This window comes from Saccharothrix hoggarensis (genome assembly GCF_052936025.1).
This window is the reverse complement of the sequence record NZ_CP193624.1, coordinates 1,103,693-1,127,213: the sequence shown is the minus strand read 5'-3', so window position 1 is coordinate 1,127,213 and position 23,521 is coordinate 1,103,693. Positions and strand designations below refer to the sequence as shown.

The window sequence follows — 23,521 nt, the reverse complement described above, 5'->3', positions numbered from 1 at the left end:
CTCCTATGCCAGACAGCGGCGAGCCCCGACGACCTGGCCGAGAGGATCGGACACTGGTCGTCGGGGCTCGTCGGTGAACCTGCGCTCAGGTTACAAGCGTCACTTGTGGTCGCCCTCGGTGTCCTCCGAGGCGGTGCCCTTCTGCACGGCCGCGGCGGCCAGCTCCGACGGCGCGGGCTTGGCGTCCTCGTGCGCGATGGGCTTGCCGGTGAACGTCACGTGCGCCTCGCTGTGCAGCCGCTCGACCATGTGCGGGTAGTGCAGCTCGAACGCGGGACGCGCCGACCGGATGCGCGGCAGCTCGGTGAAGTTGTGCCGCGGCGGCGGGCACGACGTCGCCCACTCCAGCGAGTTGCCGAAGCCCCACGGGTCGTCCACGTGCACGGTCTCGCCGTAGCGGTAGGACTTGAAGACGTTCCAGATGAACGGCAGCGTGGACGCGCCCAGGACGTACGCGCCGATCGTGGAGATCGTGTTCAGCGTGGTGAAGCCGTCGCTGGGCAGGTAGTCCGCGTACCGGCGCGGCATTCCCTCGTTGCCCAGCCAGTGCTGCACCAGGAACGTGGCGTGGAAGCCGAGGAACGTGGTCCAGAAGTGGAGCTTGCCCAGCGGCTCGTCCATCATCCGGCCGGTGATCTTCGGGAACCAGAAGTAGATGCCCGCGAACGTGGCGAACACGATCGTGCCGTACAGCACGTAGTGGAAGTGCGCGACCACGAAGTACGTGTCCGACACGTGGAAGTCGATCGCCGGCGCGGCCAGCAGGATGCCGGACAGGCCGCCGAAGAGGAACGTGACGATGAAGCCGATGCTGAACAGCATCGGGGTCTCGAACGTCAGCTGCCCCTTCCACATCGTGCCGATCCAGTTGAAGAACTTGATGCCGGTCGGAACGGCGATCAGGAACGTCATGAACGCGAAGAACGGCAGCAGCACCGCGCCGGTGGCGTACATGTGGTGCGCCCACACCGCCACGGACAGCGCCGCGATGCCCAGCGTCGCGTAGACGAGGCCGTTGTAGCCGAAGATCGGCTTGCGGCTGAACACCGGGAAGATCTCCGACACGATGCCGAAGAACGGCAGCGCGACGATGTAGACCTCGGGGTGCCCGAAGAACCAGAACAGGTGCTGCCACAGGATCACGCCGCCGTTGGCGGGGTCGAACACGTGCGCGCCGAGGTGCCGGTCGGCCAGCAGGCCGAGGAGCGCGGCGGTCAGGATCGGGAACGCCAGCAGCACCAGCACGGACGTCACCAGGATGTTCCAGGTGAAGATCGGCATGCGGAACATGGTCATGCCGGGCGCCCGGAGGCAGACCACGGTGGTGATCATGTTGACCGCGCCGAGGATGGTGCCGAGACCACCGACGACCAGGCCGGAGATCCACAGGTCGGCGCCGACGCCGGGCGAGTGGATGGCGTTCGACAGCGGGGTGTAGGCGAACCAGCCGAAGTCGGCCGCGCCACCCGGCGTGAGGAAGCCGCCCATCACGATCAGGCCGCCGAACAGGTACAGCCAGTACGAGAACGCGTTGAGGCGCGGGAACGCCACGTCCGGCGAGCCGATCTGGAGCGGCAGGATGAAGTTGGCGAAGCCGAACACGATGGGCGTCGCGTAGAGCAGCAGCATCACCGTGCCGTGCATGGTGAACAGCTGGTTGAACTGCTCCTGCGACAGGAACTGCATACCCGGGCGCGCCAGCTCGGTCCGCATCAACATGGCCATCGCGCCGCCCACCATGAAGAAGGCGAACGACGTGACCAGGTACATGATCCCGATCTGCTTGTGGTCCGTGGTGCGGAACATCCGCAGCAGGAACGAACCCTTGACCGCCTCGCGAGTCCCGAAGGGCCGCGTTGCGATCGGCTGCGGGGCTACGGCCGTCACGGTGCCTCCTGCACTGTCTGGTACTGGCAATGCCGGTGGGTGGCGCCGCCGGCTCAACGGATCGTAGACGGCGTCGTTCCGGGTGGTGCGCCTGGGCCGCCCCCTGGATCAAGTGAGGTAGCGCAGGTCACAGTGTTGGATGGCGCCGCCTTCGGCGTCGCGGCTCGGTCGCCTGGGGGTCGGTCGTTCACGTCCTCATTTCCCGACGATCGAAAAGCGTGATCGTCGGGAAATGAGGACGTGAACGACCGACGCGACCTCGCGTCGGTGCGGGTTGCCGTGGTTACGGCGGGTGAGGTTGGCCGCGGGTCGGCACCTGCTGCCGACCCGCGGTCCGTGGGCTCTAGCGGCGGATCAGGCCGCGGAGCTTGGGCGAGGCCACGAAGGCCGCGCCGGCGGCCACCAAGCCCAGGCCGACGAACAGCATCCAGCCGCCGTCGAAGCCGGTGTTGGCCAGGTCGTCGTCGTTCGCGCCCGCCGCGACGGCCGGGGCCGTCGTGGTGGTGGTCGGCGTGCCGGCGGCCGACTCGGTGGGCGTCGGGACGACCGACTCGGACTCGTCGGGGTTGTCGTCGGGGTTGTCGCCGGGGGTGTCACCAGGGGTGTCGCCGCCGGGGTTGTCGCCAGGGGTGTCACCGGGAGTGTCGCCCGGGTTGTCGCCGGGGTTCTCCTCGCCGGGGTTGTCGCCCGGGTTCTCCTCGCCCGGCTCCTCCGGCGTCGTGACCTTCTCGACGCAGAAGAACCAGTGGCTGATGTCGGCGGGAGAGCCGCTGGAGGTGGTCGGCGCGTGCAGCTCGGTCCAGTTCAGGTCGCCGAGCGGCTCGATGCCTTCCGGGGCGTCCACGAAGTAGACGTTGTAGGCGGGGCCGCCCTTCACCACGACACCGGTCACGGTGTAGCCCTCAAGGCCGCCCGTGATGGTGATCGACCTCTTCCCGTCGGCGGTGTGGGGCAGGGTCGGCGTCTTGGCGTCCTTGGGGTCGCCGTCCACCGCCGTGCCGGCCAGGCCGGCGGTCTTGCAGGCGTCGGGGTGGTTCCACTCCAGGTTCTTGTCGCCCATCACGGCGCGCTTGTCGCCCGGCTGACGGGTGTCGTTGCCGGTCGCCGAGGCTGTGCCGCCCAGGAGACCGCTGGTGGTCAGGGCGAGCAGCGTGGCTGCTCCGAATAGGCGGCGGGTGGTCATGCGCATGGTGCTGCTCCGCAGGGTTCGAGGGCTGACCGGTGGATCGAACCGCACCGGCCATCCCTCTATCGAGTTAGCCCATTGGCATGAAGCGGGTTGCCGTCTATTCGTTACGGGTTAGTGATGTTGAACCTTGTTCATGATCATGGTCAGCGGCGGGCGCGACGTCGGAACTTCGGCGCGAGGAGGGCGAGCGCACCCGCTCCGACCAGGGCAAGTCCGCCGAGGAGGAGCCACCAGCCGTTGAAGCCGGTGGTGGCGAGGTCGTCGTCCGAGCCGCCGACGCCGATCACGGCCGCCTTGGTCGTCGTGGTCGTGGTGACGGGGACGTGCCGGGTCGTCGTCGTGGTGGCGACGGCCGTGGTGGTCGTCGTCGTCGTCGGCACGGTGGTGGTGACGCCCGGAGTGGTCGGGACGGTGGTGGTGGTCGGGACGGTCGTCGTCGGCACGGTGGTGGTCGTCTTCGATGTCGTGGTCGTTGTGGTGGTCGTGGTGGTGGTGGTGGTGGTTGCCGGCGCCACGCAGACGAACCAGTGGCTGATGCCCGCGGGCTTGCCGCTCTCGTTGAGCGGCGCGTGCAGGTCGAGCCACGGCAGGACGCCGAGCGCGGCGGCCGTGTAGACGTTGTAGGCCGGACCGCCCTTCACCACGACGCCGGTGACGACCTGCCCCGGCGGGAACGCGGTGATGTCGATGTAGGTGCCGTCGGACGTGAACGTGCCGGCCGGCATCGCCGCTTCCTGGCCGGGGAGCCCCACTGCGGTGCACGCGTTGCCGGGCTGGCCGATGTCGATGTTGCCCTCGTGCGCGGTGGCGCGGGTGTCACCGGGCTGGGGTGGCGCGGCCTGGGCCGACGCGCCCGTCGCGAGCGCGGCCGCCACGATCACGGCCAGCAAGGGAACTGTTCCGAACAGGGTGCGAGATGCCGTGCGCATGGGAGCTCCACGTGGCTCGATGAGCTGTTCGGCCGATCACGATGATCCGCCGTCTGCTCTATCGTCTTGTGCCGTCCGGTTGATGCACTCCGATGCCAATCCGTTATGCACGTTCGGGTGGAATGTCAGGATGCAGGTGTGGAGACGTCCGCCGTGATCGCGCGAGTCCTGGTGGCGGCCCGTCGGCTGGGGTTGCCCGCCGACGACCCCGAGGTGCTGAAGGACGGCTACAACCTGCTCGTGCGGCTACGGCCGGCGCCGGTGGTGGCCCGCGTGGCGACGGTGACCGCGCTGGCCCGTGCCGACGTGCTCGGGCACTTCCGGCGGGCCGACGACCTGAGCCGGTTCCTGGCCGGGCGCGGTGTGCCGGTGGTGGAACCGCACGGGCCGGGGCCGGTGCGGCACGACGGGTTGGTGGTGGCGTTCGCCCGGCACGTCGGGCACGACCCGGACCGGCGGCCGGACCGGGCGTCGTTCGCCGCGATGCTGGCCGAGCTGCACGCCGAGCTGCGCCACTACCCCGGCCCGCTGCCCGAACGGGGTCCGCTGACCGACGTGGACGCGGCGTTGGCGCTGGTCGGACGGCCGGCGGAGCTGGTCGCCGCACGGGACGCGCTGGTGGCGCGGTGGCCGGACGCGCCCGTGCAGCCCCTGCACGGCGACGCGCACCCGCGCAACGTGCTCGTCACGCCGCGCGGTCCGGTGTGGAACGACTTCGAGGACGCCTGGCGCGGCCCGGTCGGGTGGGACGTGGCGTGCGCGGACGGCGTGTACGGCGAGCCGATCCCCTACCCGGCGGCGGACCTGGCGCACTGGCGGGAGCTGCGGGCGCTGTTCGGCGAGTGCTGGACGCGGGTGCGCGACCTTTACCGAACCCGAACGCGCTCGCGGCCCTGATCGCCGGTGTCGCCGTGCCACGATGCGCGGCGTGCCGGGACTCGTGCTGGTCGTGGAGGACGAACGCGCCATCGCCGACCTGGTGGGCCTCTACCTGCGGCGGGACGGGTTCGGGGTGCACGTGGAGTCGGACGGGCGGGCGGCGCTGGCCGCCGTGCGGCGGTTGCGGCCGGTGGCGGTGCTGCTGGACGTCGGCCTGCCGGGGCTGGACGGCGTCGAGGTGTGCCGGGCGATGCGCGCGGCGGGCGACTGGACGCCGGTCCTGTTCGTGACCGCGCGGGACGACGAGGTGGACCGGGTGCTCGGCTTGGAGCTGGGCGCGGACGACTACGTGACCAAGCCGTTCAGCCCGCGCGAGCTGGTGGCGCGGGTGCGCACCGTGCTGCGCCGCGGGACGCCGCCGGTGGAGGCGGTGCACGTGGTCGGCGACGTGCGGCTGGACGTCGACCGGCGGCGGGTGTGGGCCGGCGACGTCGAGGTGGCGCTGACGTCGACCGAGTTCGACCTGCTGGCCCACCTGATGCGCCACCCGGGGCGGGTGTTCGAGCGGGAGCAGCTGCTGAGCGCGGTGTGGGGTTACGCGGCGGCGGCCGGCACGCGGACCGTGGACGTCCACGTGGCGCAGCTGCGGGCGAAGCTCGGCGACCGCAGTCCGATCAGGACCGTGCGCGGGGTCGGGTACTCGGCGGAGGCGTCGCCGTGACGGCCCGGACCAGCCTCGCGTTCCGCGTCACGGCCCTGTGCCTGGCCGTCGCCGCGGTCGCGGTCGTCGTGGCGGGGCTCGTCTCGGCCCGGCTCGTGCTCACGGCCTCGCGCGAGGTGGCCCGCGAGGCGCTGGCGGACCAGGCGGACGTGGTGGCCGGGCAGCTCGGCGAGGCGGGTCGGCCCGGTCGGGCACGGGTGGTCGAGGTGTTGCGCGGGCAGGGCATCGCGGTGGTCCTCGTCGGACCGGACGGCGCGCTGGACGGCGAGCCGCAGGCGGTGCGGGCCGTGCGGGCGACGGGCGGCGCGTCCGGCCGGGTCGGCACGCGGCTCGTGGAGGCGCGGGACGGGGTCGCGCTGGTGCAGGACACCGCGACCGGCGACGGGCCGGGGCGGCGGCTGGTGCGCAACATCGCGTTGGCGCTGGCCGTCGGGCTGGCGGTGGCGGCGGCGGCCGGGTTGGCGCTCGGCCGGGTCGTCTCCCGGCCGTTGCGGGAGACGGCGGCGGTCGCGCGCACCATGAGCGGCGGGCGGCGTGACCTGCGGGCGCCCGAGCGCGGGCCGGCGGAGGTCGCCGAGGTCGCGGGCGCGGTGAACTCGCTGGCCGACGCGTTGGCGCGCAGCGAGGCCAGGCAGCGGGAGTTCCTGCTGTCGGTGTCGCACGAGCTGCGGACGCCGTTGACGGCGGTCACCGGGTTCGCCGAGTCGCTGGCCGACGGCGTGGTGACCGGGTCGGAGGTGCCGGCGGTCGGCCGGACGATCGGGCGGGAGGCGCACCGGCTGGACCGGCTGGTGGCCGACCTGCTCGACCTGGCCCGGCTCGGCGCGGACGACTTCCGCGTCGACCTCGCGCCGGTCGACCTCACCGCGCTGGTGTCGGCCGCCGCGGAGGTGTGGCGGGCGCGGTGCGCGGCGAAGGACGTCGAGTTCCGGCTCGAACTGCCCGCGCACCCCGTGGTGCGGGTGACCGACCCGCGGCGGCTGCGGCAGGTGCTGGACGGGCTGCTGGAGAACGCCCTCCGGGTCACGCCCGCGGGCCGGCCCGTGGTGCTGTCGCTGGGTGACGTGCTGCAGGTGCGCGACGGCGGGCCGGGGTTGTCGGAGGAGGACTACCGGGTGGCGTTCCGCAAGGGCGCGCTGCACGCGAAGTACGAGCGGTCGCGGCCGGTGGGCACGGGCGTCGGGCTGGCGCTGGCGCACGGCCTGGTGACCCGGCTGGGTGGCACGATCGAGGCCGGTCCCGCGCCCGAGGGCGGCGCGGCGTTCACGGTGGGGGTGCCCGGTGCGTGAGCTGGAAGCGCGGTGGTGCGAGGCGGTCGCCGAGCTGGGCGGCACGCACGACCCGGACGACCCGGACGGCGCGCAGGGGCCGGGCGACCTGGCCACCCGGTACGCCGAACCCCACCGCGGCTACCACAACACCGACCACGCGCTGGCTGTCGCGCGCGACGCGGACCTCCTCGCGCGGGCCGACGGGCGGACACCGCGGGAGCGGGCCGTGCTGGCGCTCGCCGCGTTGGCGCACGACGTCGTGTACGACGGCAGGCACGGCGACGACGAGCGCCGCAGCGCCGAGTGGGCGCGCGACCGGCTCGCCGGCCTGCCGGAGGCCGACCAGGTGGCCGACCTGGTGCTGGCCACCGCGGACCACGCGTCGGACGACCCGCTGACGTGCCTGCTCCTGGACGCCGACCTGGCCGTCCTCGCCGCCGACCCCGACGTGTACGAGCGCTACCGGGCGGCGGTGCGCGCCGAGTACGCGCACGTGCCGGACGACGCGTGGCGGGTCGGGCGGGCGAACGTCCTGCGCGCCCTGGCGCGGCGCGACCCGCTCTACGTCACGCCGCACGCGCACGAGCGGTGGGAGGCACGGGCCAAGGCCAACCTCGCGGCCGAGCTCAGCTCGCTCGGTGACCCGCCATGAGCGCGTCGAACGTCGGGAACGACCGGGCGATCTCGCTGCCGGTGAAGTTGCCGACCCAGCCGTCGTCGTCGTGGAAGAACCGGATCGACACGTAGTCCGGCCGGGTGCCCATGTCGAACCAGTGGGTGGTGTTCGCGGGCACGCTGAGCAGGTCGCCCGCCTCGCACAGCACGGCGTGCACGCGTCCGTCGACGTGCAGGTAGAACACGCCCGCGCCGCGCGCGAAGAACCGGTCCTCGTCGTCGTCGTGGGTGTGCTCGGCCAGGAACTTCAGCCGCGCCTGCCCCGCCGTCTCCAGCCACCCCGGGTCGTCGGACGGGGTCATCTCCATCGCGTCGACCAGGGTGTAGCCCTCGGCCTCGGTGACGCGGGCGACCTGCTCGGCGTACACCTCCAGCGCGTTCTCGCTGGTCACGCCGGGCACGACGGGCCACTGCTCGTAGCGGACGCCGAGCCGCTTCAGCTCCGCGGCGATCTCGGCGGGGTCGGCGGTGCGCACCACCACCGTCTCGGGGTCGGTGTCCGACCACACGGTCAGCAACGTCATCGCGCCTACCTCCTGTGGGTTTCGACCTTGAAGCGCACCAGCCACTCCAAGCACTCCAGCCGGTGCCGCGCCTGGTAGAGGTCGTCACCCCACACGTACACGCCGTGCCGGGCCACGATCAAGGCCGGCACGTCCGCGCGGAACCCGGCCTCGAACGCGTCGCCGAGCACCCGCATGTCCTGGCTGTTCGGCGCCACCGGGATCACGACGGACTCGTGCGCCTGCCGGCCGAACCCCTTCAGCATCTCCAGGTCGCGCAGCTCGACGCCGTCCGGCCAGTGCTCGGCCGCGACCACGGGCGCGAGGGCGTGCACGTGGACCACCGCGCCCGCGCCGGACACCGCCGCGATCCGCCCGTGCAGGCCCGCCTCGGCCGACGGGACGCGCACCGGGTCGTCCGTGCGGCCCTCGGCGTCGACGACGACCACGTCGTCGGGGGTCAGCTCGCCCTTGTCCTTGCCGCTGACGGTGACCGCGAGCCGCAGCGGGTCGCGGTCGACCACCACGGACAGGTTGCCGGACGTGCCGCGCATCCAGCCCATCGCGGTGTACCGGGCGCACTCGGCGGCCAGCGCCTCGCCGGCCTCCCGCGGATCGGGCGTCACAGGGCCTCCACCGTCCGGTGTGGACCGAAGTCGGCGTCGCCGTACGGCTCGCCCGGCCGCCGCACGCCGACCGTCCGCCAGCCCGCCTCGGCGGCGGCGTCCAGCTCCGCGGGCACGTCCGAGTAGAACGTGATGTCGTCCGAGCCGAGCACGGACGCGATCTTCAGGTACGACGCGGCCTCGCGCTTCGGGCCCGCGTTGACGGTGTCGAAGTGGTGCTGGAACAACGACGTGAGGTCGCCGTCGGTGGTGTGCCTGAAGAACGCCACCTGGCCGGCCACCGAACCGGACGAGAACACGGCCAGGTCGACGCCCTCCGCGTGCCACTCGCGCAGCGCGGGCACGACGTCGGGGAAGAACTCGGCCACCAGGTCGCCCTCGGCGTAGCCGCGCTGCCAGATGAGGCCCTGCAGCGTCTTGAGCGGCGTGACCTTCTGGTCGGCGTCCATCCAGCCGTGCAGGACGCGCACCAGCTCGTCCGTGCCACCGTCCACACCGGACAGCTCGCGGATCTGCGCCACCGCCTCGGCCACGGCCGGGTCGTCGCCGTGCTCGTCGATCCACGGGCCGAGGCGCGGCCGGGCGTAGTCGTACAGCGTGACCAGGACCTGGTCGGTGGCGCTGAGCGTGCCTTCGATGTCCAGCACAACCCACTCAGTCATGAACGTCCCCAACGTAGTAATCAGCCAGCTCGTGCGGAGCGTACGCACCGCGATCGGTCACCACTTCCGTCACGAACCGCGGCGGCGTGACGTCGAACGCCGGGTACCGGCCCCGCGCCCGCTCGGTGGCCGTGCGGCGGCCCAGGGTGTGCAGCACGTCGTCACCGGGCCGGTACTCGATCGGCACGTCGGCGGCGGTGGGCGCGAGCCGGTCCGGCGCCTGCACCATCGCGAGGAACGGCACGTCGAACTCGCGGGCGGCGATCGCCAGGCCGAGCGTGCCGACCTTGTTGACCACGTGCCCGTCCATGGTGACCCGGTCGGCGGCGGTCAGCAGCACGTCGACGTCGCCGGTCGACATCACGGCCGCGCCCATGCCGTCGGTGACGAGGGTCGTGTCGACGCCCATCTCGCCCAGGGTCTCGGCGGTGAGCCGCGCGCCCTGGAGGTACGGGCGGGTCTCCGTGCAGACGAACCGCAAACGTTTGCCCAGGTCTTGGGCAGCGGTGACGGTCTCGGTCAGGTACAGGTCGGCCCAGCAGTGCGTGAGCACCGCGCCCTCGTCCGGGAGGCGGGCGGCGGTGAACTCGCCGAGCCTGCGGCTGCGCGCCCGGTACCGCTCGTCGCCCGCGAGCGCGCCCCGCAGCGCCCCGGCCTCGACGTCGTCGTCCGCGTCCACGCCGGCCAGCACGGCGGCGACCGCCTTGCGCAGGTGGTTGTTGGTGCGGCGGGTCTCGACCAGCAGCCGCCCGGCCCGGTCGAGCGCGGCGCGGGCCTCGTCGCGGGGCAGGCCGCGGACCTCGCGGGCCGCCAGCACCATGCCGTAGAGCGCGGCGAAGTACGGGCCGGACGACTGGGTGACCATGTCCTCGATCGCCTTGGCGACCTCGCCGACCGTGCCGCAGCGCACCCACACCCGCTCGAACGGGAAGTTGCGCCGGTCCAGGATGTGCACGCCGTCGTCTTCGAGGCGCACGCTGCGCGCGAGCAGCGGCTCCATCAGCTGTACCCGGTGAACGGGGCGTGCTCGCCGGTGAGGAAGTGCGCGCCGACCTCGCGGGCCTTGTACGCCACCGGGTCGTGCAGGGTGAGCGTGCGGGCGTTGCGCCAGAACCGGTCGAACGCGTAGCCGGCGGCGGTCGCGCGGGCCCCGCACAGCTCGAACACGCGGCTGGTGGTCTGGTTCGCGACCTTCGTGGCGACGACCTTGGCGGACGAGATGGCGGCGGCGGTGTCGGCGCGTTCGTCGGCGGTCAGGTCCGCGCCGCGCTCGGAGGCGTGGCGGAGGCGTTCCGACGCGTGGTCGGCGAGGAGCCCGGCGGCCTGCGCGTCCGCGACCAGCTCGCCGTAGGTGGCGAGGACGTACGGGTCGGCGGTCGCGCTGTCGACGCCGCTGAGGAACCACGGGCGGGTGGTCGTGCGGGTGTAGCGGGCGGCTTCGGCGAGCGCCCCCTCGGCCATCGCCACGTACAGCTGGGCGAGCACGAGCTGGAAGCCCAGGGCGGCGAGGGACAGCCGCGGGTTCGTCTCGTCGTGGGCGCCGAGCACCTGGTCGGCGGGGACGTGGACGCGGTCGAACACGACGCCGCCGCTGGCGGTGAGGCGTTGGCCGATGTTGTCCCAGTCGCCGGCGTAGGTGATGCCGTCGGCCTTCGCGTCGAGGACGAAGGTGACCTTGTCGCCGGTGTCCGTGCGGGTCGCGCTGACCACGAGCCGGTCGGCCACCGACGCGCCGGTGGCGAACGTCTTGCGCCCCGTGACCTCGTACCCGCCGTCGACGGGCCGCAGCTCCAGCGCCGCGTCCAGCGGGTTGCTGACCCCGGCCCAGAAGGTCTCGGCGCCGGACGTCACGCCGTCGCGCCCGAACAGGCCCGTCCGCCACACCTGGAGGTAGTGGTAGCCGAGCAGGTGACCGACGTTGGCGTCCGCCGCCCCCACCACCCGGGTGACCGCCTGCTGGGTGGCCCAGTCACCGATCGCCAGCACGCCGGACCGCCGCAGGGCGTCGACCTCGGCCACCGGCTCCGCACCGCGCCGGTCCCGCTCCGCCGCGTCCACCCGCAGCGCGGTCGCCAGCTCCTCGGCGACGGTCAGCCACTTCTGCCGACCATCGGTGCTCGTCATCCCCGTGCCTCCGTCCGACCGACGGCCCAGCCGCCGCCCGCTCGTCCCCGTTCCAGCAGGCGAGCCTAATCGCCGGCGGGCGCGGAGAACTGAGCGTTCCGCCACATGGGAGAGGCCTCGGCGGGCAGCCGTCGACCCGGGGTGGTCGGGACCCGGTGGGGTCGGGGCGGCGGGGTCAGGACCGGCGGGGTCGGGAGGGTGTGGTCAGGGGGCGACGTACGTCCCGCACCGGGCCAGGCCCAGCGCGCCCATCGCGCCGCGCAGCCCGACCGTGCCGCGCGGGAAGCCCTGGACGTGCGCGGCCCACGTGCGGCGGTCCTGCGCGAGCGCCTTCAGGTACCGCACGCACAGGGACGGCGGGATGGCCTCGCAGCGCTTGCGGGCGGCCCGCAGGGCGATCTCCATGCGCAGCGCCTCCCCGTCACGCCGGCCCCGCGACTCGATCCGGTCGAGGATGCCGTCGATCAGGGCCATCCGGCCGTGCAGGAAGTCCCACCAGTAGCCCTCGTCCGCCGCCGCCTCGAAGCCGCCGTCGTCGTCGAGCAGCGCGAACACGCCCTCGGCGAGGCAGTCGCCGAACTCCTCCACCTGCGCCCGCTGCTCCCCGGCGAACGGGTCGTACTCCTTCTGGACCACCTGGCCGGTGATCGCCGAGCGGCGCAGGCCCTCGTCGTCCAGCAGGAAGAACCAGTCCTCGTTGTAGATGGTGGGGAAGAACGAGGACATCGAGTCGTTGCCGACGACGAGCGCGCCGCCGCCGATGAACGTGCCCTGGTCGCCGCCCGTCTCGCGGTGGGCGTGGCAGACGACGGAGTTGTCCGGGTACCCGCCCACCTCCAGGCCGACGGCCGCGTAGCCGTGCGAGACGAGGCCCGCGGCGGCGTCGAGGTCGGCGGGCCGGGGCACGGTGATGTCGTCGTCCAGGAACGCCACCCGCTCCCAGCCGACCACGCGGGACACGAGGAGGCCGAGGTTGCGCTTGAGGCTGGTGTCGGTGCCGCGCTCGAACTCCGTGCCGCGCAGCACCTCCGTGGTGGCCAGGCGGGGCATCACCGACGCCGGCAGGGCGGTGACGTCGACGACCAGCATCTCGACGTGCTTCTTCCGGGCCAGCTTCGCGGCTGCCTCCGGCGCGGCGTTGCCGCTGGTCAGCACGACCAGCGGCCGGCCGAGCACGGCGGCGACCCCGGTCGCCTTGTCGAGGTGCGCCCACGTCCGGTTGGTGGGCACGACGACCGCGTCCACCGCCCCCGGCGGGCAGTCCTCCACGTCCACTGTGGTCAGCAGCTTGCCGTGCGACGCGTGGTGCTCCACGGGCGCCGGCGCTGTGGCGTTCAACCCTGGCCCTCCGGCCACTCGAAAAGGCGTGATTCGGGCAGGTTCCAGTCCGGCGTGACGACCTGGCCGTTCACCACGAGCACCCTGGTGAGGACGCTGTAGGCCCGCGTGCCCGCGAAGCGGGTCGCCAGGTACTCCGCGTTGCGGTCGCGGAACCTGGTGTCGGTCAGGGCCCGCACGACGCCGAGGGTTCCCCGGCCGTACTGGCCATTGCAGATCGTCACCGTCCGCTTGTGGTTGAACGGGTTCGGTCCGCGGTAGAAGTGGGCCACGTCCTCGTGCAGCACCTCGTGGCCGCGCTCCCTGCCGAGCTTCGGTGCGAACAGCGTTTCACCGCCGTCCGGCCGGCGCACGAGGAAGCCGCCCGCCTCGTCGTCGTCGTGCCTGGCGACCTGGGTGACCGGCAGGTCGACCCGGGCCAGCAGCTCGCGGGTGACCAGGTTCCAGTCCACGCCGCCGAGCAGGACGAGGTGCGTGGTGTAGTCGTCGGGCTCCAGGTCGGAGGCGATGCGGAAGTTGACCTGGCTGCGCGGGTTGAGCGCGCGGATGTGGCCGTGCAGCTCGATCAGGGCGTCGAGGTCGGCGTAGGTGTACAGCTCCACGTAGTCCGGCTGCGTCGGGTCGGAGTAGGGCATCCGCTCGCGCATCGCGGCCGGCAGCTGGGCCACCACGATCGTGATCACGTGCCGGTCGTCGAAGTACCAGAAACCCCGGTTGCCCTGGTCGGGCGGCGGCGACGTGCCGGCTTCGCGTTGTTCGGCAGCCCGCAGCTCCGTCAGCTCGCGCAGCAGCTCCTCGCGGTCGCGGGCCTCGTCCGGGGTCAGCTCGTCCACCGGGAGCAGGCGGTACGGGCGCTGGGCGACGGAACGCCTGGTGGCGAAGAACGTGGCGTAGGCGGCCAGGCGGTGCAGCGGCGGCGTCTTCGGCTTGGTGCGGCTCTCCCACGACGACAGGAGCGGCACGCTGGCCGGCTTGTCGGCGCTGAACGCCGCCGCGAGGTCGCTCTGGGTGATCGTCACGTCGGGCCACTGCTCCTCGCGCAACGCCCTGAGGCGGTGCGCCAGCGAGGGGGAGTCATCCGCAACGACCACGTCCGCGCGCCCTTCAGTGAACTTCAGCTCACTAGCTGAAGAGCGAAACATACACGATTACGGCGGAAAGTCACGACCCACTACCCCCATCAGGGGCTTGTCAGTGAAGTACACGTCACCTTACCCTCAGGTTACTGAGGTTCAGTCAACTTCAGTGAGTCTAGGTGAAGTTCACCCAGGAAGCCATCCAGGGGTCGTCATGAACATGCTCACCGCGTTAGCTCAATCGTCCGAGACCACCGAGTGGACGCCACTCGTCGTGATGATCATGATCGGCGCGATGACGCTGGTCATGGGTCTGGCCCGGCTGCTGCGCCGCGTGCTGGGCATGCTCACCAAGGTCGTGCTGTCCGCCGGCGCGGCCATGACCGGCCTCGCCGGGATGCTGGCCGTCTGCACGGTCCTGACCACCGTCCTGCTGGTCTACGTGCGCTGATCCCACCGTGCGGCTTGCCCCCTTCGACTACGGTATGCGCGCCCGTATCGAAGGGGGAGTCGCACGATGGACCTGTCGCGCAGACCGTTCCGCGGGGGGACCGCCGTCGCCGTGGGTGCGACCGCGACCCTCGGGGCGACCGCGTCGGCCCTGGCCCAGGCGCCGCGTCCACACCGGACGTCCACGCCGCACCTGCTGGAGGCCGAGCAGCTGGTCGGCTACCTCTCGTTGCCGACGTGCCCGCTGTCCAACAACACGTACAAGCACCCCGACCAGCCGAACGTGGTCCGGTGGGGCTCCCCCGGCGACGCGACCGAGTGGGTCAACCAGAGCCAGTGCGCGTCCTTCCAGACGGCCGTGCTGAAGCGCACGTACCGGTGGGCGACGTCGGCGTTCTTCAGCAGGCACTTCGGGCTGGCCAGCCCGTTCGCCCGCGACTACCGGGCCGCCTTCGCCGACCGGCGGGTGCCGCACTTCGAGCGGGTCACCAGGGTCGCGGACCTCCGGCCGGGCGACCTGATCGCCATCGACTACCGCAACGACCAGGACACCAACACCGGGCACGTGGTGCTGGTCCGGTCCGTCAAGGGCGTCTACACCGCGCCGAGCCGCGGCCTGAACTTCCCCGGCGAGACGCAGTACGCCGTGGAGGTCGTGGACTGCACGTCCGAGCCGCACGGCGTGTACGGGGTCGGCAACTACTTCCGGTACCCCGACAACCGGATCTTCAACGCCACCGCCGAGACCGACGGCGCGGGCTTCGGGCACATGATGTTCTACGCCTCCGACGCCACCGGCGAGTTCACCCGCTACCGGTGGAGCGTCAACACGTCGTCCGCGGGCACGTTCACGATGGCGCAACGCCCGGTGTCCGCCGCCAGGGTCGTCTGAGCCCCGGCGGCGGACGACCCCGTCAGAGGCGGAGCCAGAGGGCGGGAACGTTCGGCGGCTCCCAGCCCGGTTGCGACGTGTGCGCCTGGCGGCACTGGTAGTTGACGCCGTTGTAGGTGACCTGCGCGCCGACCGCGTACGCGCGGTTCGGCGCCCACGTGCCCGACGGCTGCGTCGTGGTGGTCGTGGTCGTGGTGGTCGTGGTCGTGGTCGTCGTGGTGGTGGTTGTCGTCGTGGTGGTCGTGGTGGTGGTCGTGTCGCCGCTCTCCCACGGCACCTGGGGCGAGCGGTAGAAGTCGATGCCCATCGCGGCCCACCGCGGGGCCTGGGCGCCGAGGCGGGCCTTGAACGCGTCCCAGTTGTGCGTCGACCACGGCGACCAGCCCAGTTCCGCGATCGCCGACAGGCGCGGGAACGCCATGTGGTCGATGTGGGCCGGCGTCACGATCGTCTCCGTCCACAGTGGAGCCTCGACGCCCCGCACGGCGGACTCGGGCACGCCGCTGACGTGCGTGCCGGGGTTCCAGTTGTAGGCGTCCTGCACCTCGACGAAACCGGCCCAGCTCAGGCCGAGCTGCGTGCCGGAGTGGTACTTCATGTCGAGGTACGCCTTGTTCGCGGGCGACATCAGGATCTTCTGGCCGCGCGCGGCGGCGTTCTGCACCACGGCGTTGGACGTGGTCGTGCCCCAGTACTGCGCGACCGCGGAGGTGTCGGTGGTGGTCTTGACGAACTCGTGCCAGCCCATCGGCTTCTTGCCGTACTTGCCGACGAGCGGCAGCACGCGGTTCATGAACGTCTGGTACTCCTGGTCGGTGGTCGCGTTGGCCTCGTCGCCGCCGATGTGGAAGTACGGGCCGGGCGTCAGCGCGGCGATCTCCCGGATCACGTCCTCCACGAACGTGTAGGTGATCTCCTTCGACACGCACAGCGACGAGTAGCCGACCGCGATGTCCGTGCGCAACGCGGGCGCGACGCCGTTGCAGTTCAGCTCGGCGTACGAGGAGAGCGCCGCGTTGGTGTGGCCGGGCAGGTCCACCTCGGGGATGACGGTGATGTGCCGGGCCGCCGCGTAGGCGACGATCTCCTGGTACTGCGCCTTCGTGTAGTACCCGCCGGGTCCGCCGCCGACCTGCGTGCTGCCGCCGTGCGTGGCCAGGCGCGGCCAGCTGTCGATCACGATCCGCCAGCCCTGGTCGTCGGTCAGGTGCAGGTGGAAGTAGTTGACCTTGTAGAGGGCGAGCTGGTCGAGGTACCGCTTGACGGTGGCCACGGGGTGGAAGTGGCGGGCCACGTCGAGCATCGCGCCGCGGTGGCCGAAGCGCGGGTGGTCGGTGATCGTCGCGCCGGGGACCGTCCACGGACCGGGCTGGGCGGTGCGGCTCTCGACCTTGGCGGGCAGCATCTGCCGCAGCGTCTGCACGCCCGCGAACAGGCCCGCCGGGGTGTTGGCGCGGAGCTGGACGGACGCCGCCGTGACGGCGAGGTGGTAGCCCTGGTCGCCGACCGTCGCGGGCGCGCCGCCGATGAGCAGCGAGATGCCGTCGGACGGCGTGCCGGTGGTGTCGGTGACGGGGAGCGGGTAGCCGGTCGACGGGCGGAGGAGCGCGGCCAGCTGGTCGCCGACGGCGTGCGCCGCGGGCGTGGTGTAGATCTTGGTGGCGGCGGTGACGGTGTGCGTGACGCCGGCCGCGGGCTGCACGGACACCGGCACGGGGACGATGCTGCGCAGGGGTTCCGCGGCGAGCGCCGCGGTGGTGTTCGAGCCGGCGTTCCAGACGGCGGTCGCGCCGAGCACCATCACCAGGACGGCGAGCGACCGTGCCGTCCTGTTCTTGAGATTCACGTGGAAACCTCCTCGGGCAGGGCGGCGGCCGACTGCCGTCAAGGGTGCGTACGCGTCGTGGACGATGTCAATGGGTCTAGACCATTTGGCTACGCGAGGTCGAGCTTGCCCAGCTCCACGCGGGACGCCACGCCGAGCTTCGGGTACACCTTGTACAGGTGGTAGCCGACCGTCCGCGGGCTCAGGAACAGCTGCGCGCCGATCTCCCGGTTGCTCAGCCCCTCGGCGGCCAGCCGCACGACCTGGAGCTCCTGCGGCGTGAGGGTGCTCAGCGGGTCCGGACCGGGCAGCGCGCGGCTCTCGCCGGTGGCGCGCAGTTCCGTGCGGGCGCGGGCCGCCCACGGGGTCGCGCCCAGGCGCTCGAAGAGGTCCAGCGCGGAACGGAGATGGGCGCGGGCGTCGGTCTTGCGGCGGGCGCGGCGCAGCCACTCCCCGTACAGCAGCTCGGTGCGGGCCCGTTCGAACGGGCGGCCGTCGGCGACGCGGTGCAGGTCGACCGCACGGCTGAACCAGCGCTCGTCGTCGGTGAGCAGGGCGCGGCACCGCGCGGCGACGGCTTCCGCCCACGGCCGGCCGGTGCTCGACGCCCACTCGTCGAACCAGTCCCCCGCGTCGGCGGCGTGCGCGTGCCTGCCGAGGCGGGCGGCGGCTTCGACCAGGTCGGGCAGGCTGGAGACGGCGTAGAGCCGGTGCGCGCCCGCGGCGACGTCGGCCAGCCGGTCCAGCACCGCCTCGTGGCGGCCGAGCCCGAGGTCCAGCAGCGCCAGCGCGCACGCCGCGCGCACCGACCGCGGCGGGCCGCCGGCCAACGTCGCCACCAGCTCCTCGCAGCGCGCCTCGTCACCCTCGATGGCGGCCAGCTCGGCGAGCACGCTGGACAGGAACCCCACGCTGAACGTCTGGCCGATGTCGGACGCGATCCGCAGCCCTTCCTCGGCGGTGGCGCGGGCGTCCCGGTGCTGCCCGAGGTGCAGGCGACCGCGGGCCAGGTACGCGAGGACGCGGGGCAGCACGCCGAGGGCGCCCTGGGCGCGGGACTGGCGTTCGAGGTCGGCGGCCCACTCGTACGCGGCGCGGTCGTCGCCCAGCACGAGGTGCCACCAGGCCGTGACCGCGTTGCCGGGTCCGCCGACGTACCGCGAGCCGAGGAGGCGCCGCAGCGCCGCCATGCCGCCGGGCACGTCCGCGCCGTCCAGCCCCAGGGCGGCGGTCGCCACGGCCCGCGTGTCGTCGGCGCCGGGCAGGCCGTCGGCGCGGGCGGCGATCTCCCGGAGGGCGTCGAAGTCACGGCCCGCCCACGCGTTCTGGGCGGAGTTGAACAGCAGCTCCCCCGCCAGCTCCGGATCGGTGTGCCGGGCGCAGGCGGCGGCGCGGAGGAGCTGCGTCGCGGCCTCCGCCGACCGTCCCTGCTCGGCGGCCAACCGGGCCTGGACGCGTGCCACCTTGGCGCCGTCCACCCGGTTGGCCACCAGGTCCCACGCCTGGTCGGCGAGCGCGGACGCGCGGTCGAACTGGCCCGCCGCACCGGCCGCGCCCGCCGCCGCCGCCAGCCGGTGCCCGCGCCGCGCGGGGTCGGGGGTGAGTTCCGCGGCACGCTGGTAGGCCGACGCGACGGCGACGAAGCCGCCGCGTCCCCGTGCTTCCTCGGCGGTGCGGGCCAGCGCGAGCGCCACGTCCTCGTCCGGCGCGGTGGTGGCCGCGGCCAGGTGCCACGCGCTGCGGTGGGGGTCGTCCACGACGTCGGCCAGCGCGCGGTGCACGGCGAGGCGTCGGACCAGCGACGCGCTCTGGTAGGCGGCGGCGCGGATCAGCGGGTGGCGGAACGTGAGCCGGCCGTCGTCGGACCGCAGGAGTTGGCGCTGCTCGGCCGCTTCCAGGTCGTCCACGGACGCGCCCAGCAGGGCGGCGGCCTTGAAGACGACGCCGGGGTCGCCGGTGTCGTCGGCCGCCGCGACGAGCAGCAGGGTGCGGGTGCGCTCGGGCAGGGCGCCGATGCGGTCGGCGAACGTCTGCTGGATGCGGCTGTGGGTGGGCAGGGCGGCGACGCGGTAGGCGTGCGCGGCGGGCAGGTGGCCTTCGCGTTGCGCGGCGGGGAGTTCGAGGAGCGCCAACGGGTTGCCGCGCGCTTCGCGGGCGATCTGCTCGCGGACGTGGCGCGGGAGGTCGGCGGCGTGCTCGTCCAGCAGGGCGGTGGCGGCGTCCGGGGCGAGGCCGGCGAGGCGCAGCTCCGGCAGGCCGGGCGCGGGGAACGGCGGCGCGTGCAGCTCGCGGGCGGCGAAGACCATCGCGATGCCCTCGGCCTGCAGGCGGCGTGCGGCGAACACCAGGGCGTGCGCGGAGCTCTGGTCGAGCCAGTGCGCGTCGTCGACGAGGCAGAGGACCGGTCCGTCGTCGGCGAGGTCGGCCAGGAGGGTGAGGACGGCGAGGCCGACGAGGTGGTGGTCGCCGCCGTCGGCGGGGGCGAGGCCGAGCGCGCCGCGCAGTGCGGCGGCCTGGTTGGGCGGCAACGCGTCGAGCCGGTCCACCGCGCGGCCGAGGAGGAGGTTCAGGCCGGCGAAGGGGACGACCGACTCGGACTCCACCGCCGTGCCGCGCAACACGAGGAACCCGGCCGTGCGGCGGTTCGCTGCGGGGTTGGCGGCGGTCGCAGGGGTTGTGGTGGCGGCGGTGGTTGCGGTTGCGGCGGTAGTGCTGGCGGCGGCCGTGGTGCTGGTGGCGGTGGTGCTGGTGGTTGCGGTCGCGGCGGCGGTGCTGGTTGTGGCGATGGTGGCCGCGTGGGTCAGCAGGGCCGACTTGCCGATCCCCGCCTCGCCGCGCACCACGAGCACGCCGCTGCGACCGGCTCGGGCGTCGGCCAGGAGACCTTCGACCACGGCCAGCTCCGCCGACTGCCCGTGCAGCATGTCCACGACCCTAGCCGGCGTCCGGGACCAGGACGACCTTGCCGATCGTCCGCCGGTCCTCCATCGCCTCGTGCGCCCGCGCCGCGTCCGCCAGCGGGAACGGGTGGACGACCGGGGTCAGCCGGTGGGCGGCGGCTTCGGCCAGCGCCCGTGCCTCCAACGCCCGCAAGCCGCCGAAGCGCTTCGTCACGTGCGGACCCACGGCGACGGTCGCGCTGAGCGAACGGGCGAACAGGTCCGCCGTCGTCACGCGCGCCAGCTCGCCGGACGACGAGCCGAACATCACCAGCCTGCCGCCCGGCGCGAGGAGGTCCACCGCCCCGCGCCCCACCGCGCCGCCGACCCCGTCCAGCACCACGGTCACCTCCCGTCCCCCGAGTTGGGCGATCACGTCCTCCTGCCAGCCGTCCCGCCGGTAGTCGGCGGCGACCGCCGCGCCCGCCCGCAGCACGGCCCGCCGCTTCTCCCCGCACCCGGACAGGCCCACGACCAGCGCCCCCGACCTGGACGCGCCCTGCACGAGCAGGCTGCCGACACCGCCGGCCGCGCCGGTCACGAGGACCACGTCGTCGGGCGCGACCGCCGCCGCGTCCAGCACGCCGAGCGCGGCGCCGCCGGTGCAGACCATCGTCACCGCCGCGGCGAACCCGAGGACGTCCGGCACGACGTGCAGCGCCCCCACCTCCCGCACGGCCAGCTCGGCGTACCCGCCGTGTGCGAGGCCCAGTTGCGTCACCACCCGCTCCCCCAGCCACGACGGCTCGACGTCGGGGCCCACCGCGTCGACGACGCCCGCCACCTCGCTGCCGAGGGTCGCGGGCAGGTCGGGCAACGGCACCCAGTCGCCGCGACCGCGCCGGATCACGGCGTCCACCAGGTGCACGCCCGCGGCGCGCACCGCGATCCGCACCTGGCCGCGCCCCGGTTCCGGGTCGTCGACCTCCTCGTACGACAGGCGGTCGGCGTCACCGAACCCGTGCAGGCGGACGGCACGCACGTCAGGCCCCGTAAGGCCGCTTGGCGCGCGCCTCCTTGAGCGCCGTCCCCCACCACACGAGCTGGTCGAGCACGGTCGTCGCGGCCTTGTTCACCTGCTCCGCCTCCACCGGGTCGCCGGCCTCGTCGAACCGCGTCCACGCGCCGTGGAAGCTGACGGTGTCCCGCACGGTGACCGCGTGCAGCTCGGCGAAGACCTGCCGCAGCTGCTCGACCGCCCGCAGCCCGCCGCCGACGCCGCCGTACGACACGAACCCGACCGGCTTGGCCTGCCACTCGGTGAAGTGCCAGTCGATGGCGCTCTTCAGCGGCGCGGGGAAGCTGTGGTTGTACTCGGGCGTGACGACGACGAACGCGTCCGCCTCGGCCAGGCGCGGCGACACCCGCGCGACCTCCGGCGCCGGGTCCTCGCCGAAGCCGTGCAGGCGGTCGGGCAGGTCGAGGTCGTCCAGGTCCAGCACGTCCACGGCGAGGTCGTCGCGCTGCTTGGCCTGGTCCGCGAACCAGTTCGCGACGACCGGCGCGAACCGGCCCTTCCGCGTGCTGCCCACGATGATCGCCAGCTTGATCATGTCCGGTGTCCTCCTCGGTCGAACCACTGGCGACGACGCTAGGAGCGGGCGGCGGGCGGGGGCATCTGTCACGTGACTGGTCACCTGACGGATTCGACCGGTCGGCACGCGACCATAACGTCGCCTCATGACACAGGACGTGCAGGTCAGGAGCCGTTGGGCGCCGGTCGTGGCGCTCGCGCTGGCGATGTTGGTGGTGACCACCGAGATGACGGTGGCGGCGGTGGTGCTGCCGAGCCTGGGCGCCGAACTGGACGTGGGCCCGGCCGCCACGGCATGGGTGCTGCTCGCCTACACGCTGCCGATGGCGGCGATCGCGATCCCCGCCGGGCGGTGGGTGGACCGGGCGGACGTGCGGTCGGCGTTCCTGCTGGCGCTCGCCGGTGTCGAGGTGGCGAGCGCGCTCACGGCGGTCGCGCCGGTGTTCTGGGTGCTGGTGCTCGGCCGGGTGCTGCAGGGCGTGGCGGCGTCGCTCGTGCTGGCCGGGTACATGCCGATCGTGGTGGCGGCCGTGCTGCCGGAGCAGCGGGGGCGGGCCATCGGGTACGTGATCACGATCATGACGGTCGGCGGGCTGGCGGGCGCGCCGCTGGGCGGGCTCGTGGCGGGCGCGTTCGGGTGGCGGTCGGTGTTCCTGATGAAGCTGCCGCTGCTGGCGGTCGTGCTGTGGCTGGGGTGGCGGTCGCTGCGCGGCGACGGGCGCGGCCTGCCCGTGCCGGACCGGGGGCTGGTGCTGGAAGCGGCGCTGCTGGGCGGCGCGGTCACGGCGCTGCTGCTGGCGTTCGAGGACCGGGCGTGGCTGCTCGTGGTGGCCCTGGTGTTGGCGGTGTGGTGGGGGCGGCTGCCCGCGTCACGGCCGGTGCTCGCGGTGGTGCGGCGGCGGCTGTTCGGGTTGCCGCTGCTGTCGTTGTCGCTGGTGTCGACGTTGGGCGGGGTGATGTTCTTCCTCGTGCCGTACCACGTGACGGACGTGCTGGGCGGCACGCCGGAGGACGTCGGGGTGGCGTTGCTGGTGTTCGTGGGCGGGGTGGGCGCGTTGTCGGCGGTGTCGGGCTCGCTGGCCGACCGGTACGGGCCGTGGGTGGTGGCGTTGGCCGGTTCGGTGCTGAGCGCGGCCGCGCTGGGGCTGCTCGTGCTGCCGGTGACGTCGTTGGTGGACCTGTGCTGGCGGCTGGCCGTGCTGGGTGTCGGGCAGGGCCTGTTCAACACGGCGATCAACACGCTGGTCATGTCGGGCGCGCCGGCGGGGATGGAGGGCGCGGCGGGCGGGTTGAGCGCGACCGCGCGGATGGTCGGCGCGACGGTGGGGCCGGCGGTGGCGGCGTTGGCGGCGGGCCTGGCCGGCAGTGGTGTGGCCGGGTTCCGGACGGGCGTCGCGGTGCTGACGGCGGTCGCGGTGGCCGGGATCGCGGCGCTGGCGTCGGGCAAGCAGCGCTGAACCCCACGTGAACCGCGCTGAACCTCAGCCGAGCAGCGCGGCGAGCTCGTCGGCGGACGCGACGCGGCCTTGGGCGCGGAACAGGGTGAGCGCGCGCTGCCGCGCCTCCCGCGCCTCCGCGTCACGCCCGAGGGGCGAGCACGTCACCGAAGTACTGGAGCACGCTGGGACGCCGCAGCCCCGACCCTCTCCGATCAGGCCGTCCCGGCCCGTTCCCGGAGCTGGTCGCGCCCCTTGGTCAGGCTGGTGACGAGGTGGTCGAGGCTCGCCTCGCCGAGCACCAGCGTCACGCCGTTGGCCACGCCGAACACCTCGCTGCGCTCGCCGACGAACACCTCCACCTCGTCGTCGTCCACGACTTCGACGGTCACCTCCGTCGCCGGGGCGACTTCGAGGACGGTGTGGCTGAAGACGGACCTGTCGCTGAAGTGCATCACTGCCTCCGGGGCGCTGAGAGTGATCACCACGTTATCGGTAAACGTCTACAGGCCGCCATCACTCGATCTAGTGATACGTTTAGGCTTCAGATTCACCTAAGATCAGT

23 protein-coding genes are annotated in these 23,521 nt (G+C 73.1%); 7 read left to right on the top strand and 16 right to left on the bottom strand.

All coding sequences use genetic code 11. From position 1 onward, the window contains the following. Positions 1 to 99: 99 nt before the first annotated feature. The 3 genes from ctaD to ACRAKH_RS05575 all read right to left on the bottom strand — a co-directional run bounded on the left by ctaD (position 100) and on the right by ACRAKH_RS05575 (position 4,005). The gene (ctaD, locus tag ACRAKH_RS05585; protein WP_380727240.1) at positions 100 to 1,887 is read right to left on the bottom strand and encodes an aa3-type cytochrome oxidase subunit I; all 1,788 of its coding nucleotides are present in this window, start codon (positions 1,885 to 1,887) and stop codon (positions 100 to 102) included. 343 nt (positions 1,888 to 2,230) lie between these two features. Continuing rightward, on the bottom strand, positions 2,231 to 3,076 hold the full coding sequence (locus ACRAKH_RS05580; RefSeq protein WP_447009667.1) for a hypothetical protein: 846 nt from the start codon (positions 3,074 to 3,076) through the stop codon (positions 2,231 to 2,233). A gap of 143 nt (positions 3,077 to 3,219) precedes the next feature. Beyond that, positions 3,220 to 4,005 (bottom strand): hypothetical protein, encoded by a 786-nt coding sequence (locus ACRAKH_RS05575; protein ID WP_380727236.1) that lies wholly within the window; start codon positions 4,003 to 4,005, stop codon positions 3,220 to 3,222. A gap of 138 nt (positions 4,006 to 4,143) precedes the next feature. On the opposite strand from ACRAKH_RS05575, the gene ACRAKH_RS05570 reads away from it, so the two are divergent. Genes ACRAKH_RS05570 through ACRAKH_RS05555 form a run of 4 tightly spaced genes read left to right on the top strand, consistent with a single transcriptional unit; the run spans position 4,144 to position 7,528 of the window. Further along, positions 4,144 to 4,902 carry a phosphotransferase gene (locus tag ACRAKH_RS05570; protein WP_380727234.1) on the top strand — a complete coding sequence of 253 codons (759 nt, stop codon included), beginning with the start codon at positions 4,144 to 4,146 and terminating at the stop codon, positions 4,900 to 4,902. A gap of 22 nt (positions 4,903 to 4,924) precedes the next feature. Then, the gene (locus ACRAKH_RS05565; protein WP_380727232.1) at positions 4,925 to 5,605 is read left to right on the top strand and encodes a response regulator; all 681 of its coding nucleotides are present in this window, start codon (positions 4,925 to 4,927) and stop codon (positions 5,603 to 5,605) included. Continuing rightward, positions 5,602 to 6,894 carry a HAMP domain-containing sensor histidine kinase gene (locus ACRAKH_RS05560; RefSeq protein WP_447009666.1) on the top strand — a complete coding sequence of 431 codons (1,293 nt, stop codon included), beginning with the start codon at positions 5,602 to 5,604 and terminating at the stop codon, positions 6,892 to 6,894. The genes ACRAKH_RS05565 and ACRAKH_RS05560 overlap by 4 nt, the downstream gene beginning before the upstream one ends. Continuing rightward, positions 6,887 to 7,528 carry an HD domain-containing protein gene (locus ACRAKH_RS05555; RefSeq protein ID WP_380727766.1) on the top strand — a complete coding sequence of 214 codons (642 nt, stop codon included), beginning with the start codon at positions 6,887 to 6,889 and terminating at the stop codon, positions 7,526 to 7,528. The genes ACRAKH_RS05560 and ACRAKH_RS05555 overlap by 8 nt, the downstream gene beginning before the upstream one ends. On the opposite strand, the gene ACRAKH_RS05550 is transcribed toward ACRAKH_RS05555, so the two are convergent. The 7 genes from ACRAKH_RS05550 to ACRAKH_RS05520 form a co-directional block, all read right to left on the bottom strand. Beyond that, positions 7,503 to 8,075, bottom strand: a complete 573-nt coding sequence (locus ACRAKH_RS05550) for a 1,2-dihydroxy-3-keto-5-methylthiopentene dioxygenase (protein WP_380727768.1) — start codon at positions 8,073 to 8,075, stop codon at positions 7,503 to 7,505. The genes ACRAKH_RS05555 and ACRAKH_RS05550 overlap by 26 nt on opposite strands. Before the next feature lie 5 nt (positions 8,076 to 8,080). Further along, positions 8,081 to 8,680, bottom strand: a complete 600-nt coding sequence (gene mtnB, locus ACRAKH_RS05545) for a methylthioribulose 1-phosphate dehydratase (RefSeq protein ID WP_380727770.1) — start codon at positions 8,678 to 8,680, stop codon at positions 8,081 to 8,083. Then, the gene (mtnC, locus tag ACRAKH_RS05540) at positions 8,677 to 9,342 is read right to left on the bottom strand and encodes an acireductone synthase (RefSeq protein WP_380727772.1); all 666 of its coding nucleotides are present in this window, start codon (positions 9,340 to 9,342) and stop codon (positions 8,677 to 8,679) included. Before mtnC ends, mtnB begins: the two co-directional genes overlap by 4 nt. After that, positions 9,335 to 10,342 carry a s-methyl-5-thioribose-1-phosphate isomerase gene (locus tag ACRAKH_RS05535; protein ID WP_447009665.1) on the bottom strand — a complete coding sequence of 336 codons (1,008 nt, stop codon included), beginning with the start codon at positions 10,340 to 10,342 and terminating at the stop codon, positions 9,335 to 9,337. The genes mtnC and ACRAKH_RS05535 overlap by 8 nt, the downstream gene beginning before the upstream one ends. Beyond that, entirely contained in the window at positions 10,342 to 11,466 is a 1,125-nt protein-coding gene (locus ACRAKH_RS05530; protein ID WP_380727776.1) for an acyl-CoA dehydrogenase family protein, read from the bottom strand. The genes ACRAKH_RS05535 and ACRAKH_RS05530 overlap by 1 nt, the downstream gene beginning before the upstream one ends. A 204-nt stretch (positions 11,467 to 11,670) precedes the next feature. Beyond that, positions 11,671 to 12,804: a hypothetical protein gene (locus tag ACRAKH_RS05525; RefSeq protein ID WP_380727778.1), complete on the bottom strand. Its 1,134-nt coding sequence runs from the start codon at positions 12,802 to 12,804 to the stop codon at positions 11,671 to 11,673. Then, positions 12,801 to 13,895, bottom strand: a complete 1,095-nt coding sequence (locus tag ACRAKH_RS05520; RefSeq protein WP_380727780.1) for an XRE family transcriptional regulator — start codon at positions 13,893 to 13,895, stop codon at positions 12,801 to 12,803. Before ACRAKH_RS05520 ends, ACRAKH_RS05525 begins: the two co-directional genes overlap by 4 nt. A 199-nt stretch (positions 13,896 to 14,094) precedes the next feature. Here ACRAKH_RS05520 and ACRAKH_RS05515 point away from each other — a divergent pair, with 199 nt between their 5' ends. Next, on the top strand, positions 14,095 to 14,331 hold the full coding sequence (locus ACRAKH_RS05515; RefSeq protein WP_380727783.1) for a hypothetical protein: 237 nt from the start codon (positions 14,095 to 14,097) through the stop codon (positions 14,329 to 14,331). A gap of 111 nt (positions 14,332 to 14,442) precedes the next feature. Further along, positions 14,443 to 15,222: a hypothetical protein gene (locus tag ACRAKH_RS05510; RefSeq protein WP_380727785.1), complete on the top strand. Its 780-nt coding sequence runs from the start codon at positions 14,443 to 14,445 to the stop codon at positions 15,220 to 15,222. Positions 15,223 to 15,244: 22 nt separating this feature from the next. Here the strand turns inward: ACRAKH_RS05510 and ACRAKH_RS05505 are convergent, their stop codons facing one another. The 4 genes from ACRAKH_RS05505 to ACRAKH_RS05490 form a co-directional block, all read right to left on the bottom strand. Continuing rightward, a complete protein-coding gene (locus ACRAKH_RS05505; RefSeq protein WP_380727789.1) occupies positions 15,245 to 17,023 on the bottom strand; it encodes a family 20 glycosylhydrolase in 1,779 nt (592 codons plus the stop codon). Positions 17,024 to 17,157: 134 nt separating this feature from the next. After that, positions 17,158 to 19,971, bottom strand: coding sequence for a LuxR C-terminal-related transcriptional regulator (locus tag ACRAKH_RS05500; RefSeq protein WP_447009664.1), 2,814 nt, complete (start codon positions 19,969 to 19,971; stop codon positions 17,158 to 17,160). Positions 19,972 to 19,981: 10 nt separating this feature from the next. Then, positions 19,982 to 20,968: a zinc-binding dehydrogenase gene (locus tag ACRAKH_RS05495; RefSeq protein ID WP_380724999.1), complete on the bottom strand. Its 987-nt coding sequence runs from the start codon at positions 20,966 to 20,968 to the stop codon at positions 19,982 to 19,984. 1 nt (position 20,969) lies between these two features. Continuing rightward, positions 20,970 to 21,539: an NADPH-dependent FMN reductase gene (locus tag ACRAKH_RS05490; RefSeq protein WP_380724998.1), complete on the bottom strand. Its 570-nt coding sequence runs from the start codon at positions 21,537 to 21,539 to the stop codon at positions 20,970 to 20,972. Positions 21,540 to 21,666: 127 nt separating this feature from the next. Here ACRAKH_RS05490 and ACRAKH_RS05485 point away from each other — a divergent pair, with 127 nt between their 5' ends. Then, positions 21,667 to 22,977: an MFS transporter gene (locus ACRAKH_RS05485; protein ID WP_380724997.1), complete on the top strand. Its 1,311-nt coding sequence runs from the start codon at positions 21,667 to 21,669 to the stop codon at positions 22,975 to 22,977. Positions 22,978 to 23,001: 24 nt separating this feature from the next. On the opposite strand, the gene ACRAKH_RS05480 is transcribed toward ACRAKH_RS05485, so the two are convergent. Beyond that, the gene (locus ACRAKH_RS05480; protein ID WP_380724996.1) at positions 23,002 to 23,124 is read right to left on the bottom strand and encodes a hypothetical protein; all 123 of its coding nucleotides are present in this window, start codon (positions 23,122 to 23,124) and stop codon (positions 23,002 to 23,004) included. 47 nt (positions 23,125 to 23,171) lie between these two features. Next, positions 23,172 to 23,441, bottom strand: coding sequence for a hypothetical protein (locus ACRAKH_RS05475; RefSeq protein ID WP_380724995.1), 270 nt, complete (start codon positions 23,439 to 23,441; stop codon positions 23,172 to 23,174). Positions 23,442 to 23,521 lie beyond the last annotated feature (80 nt).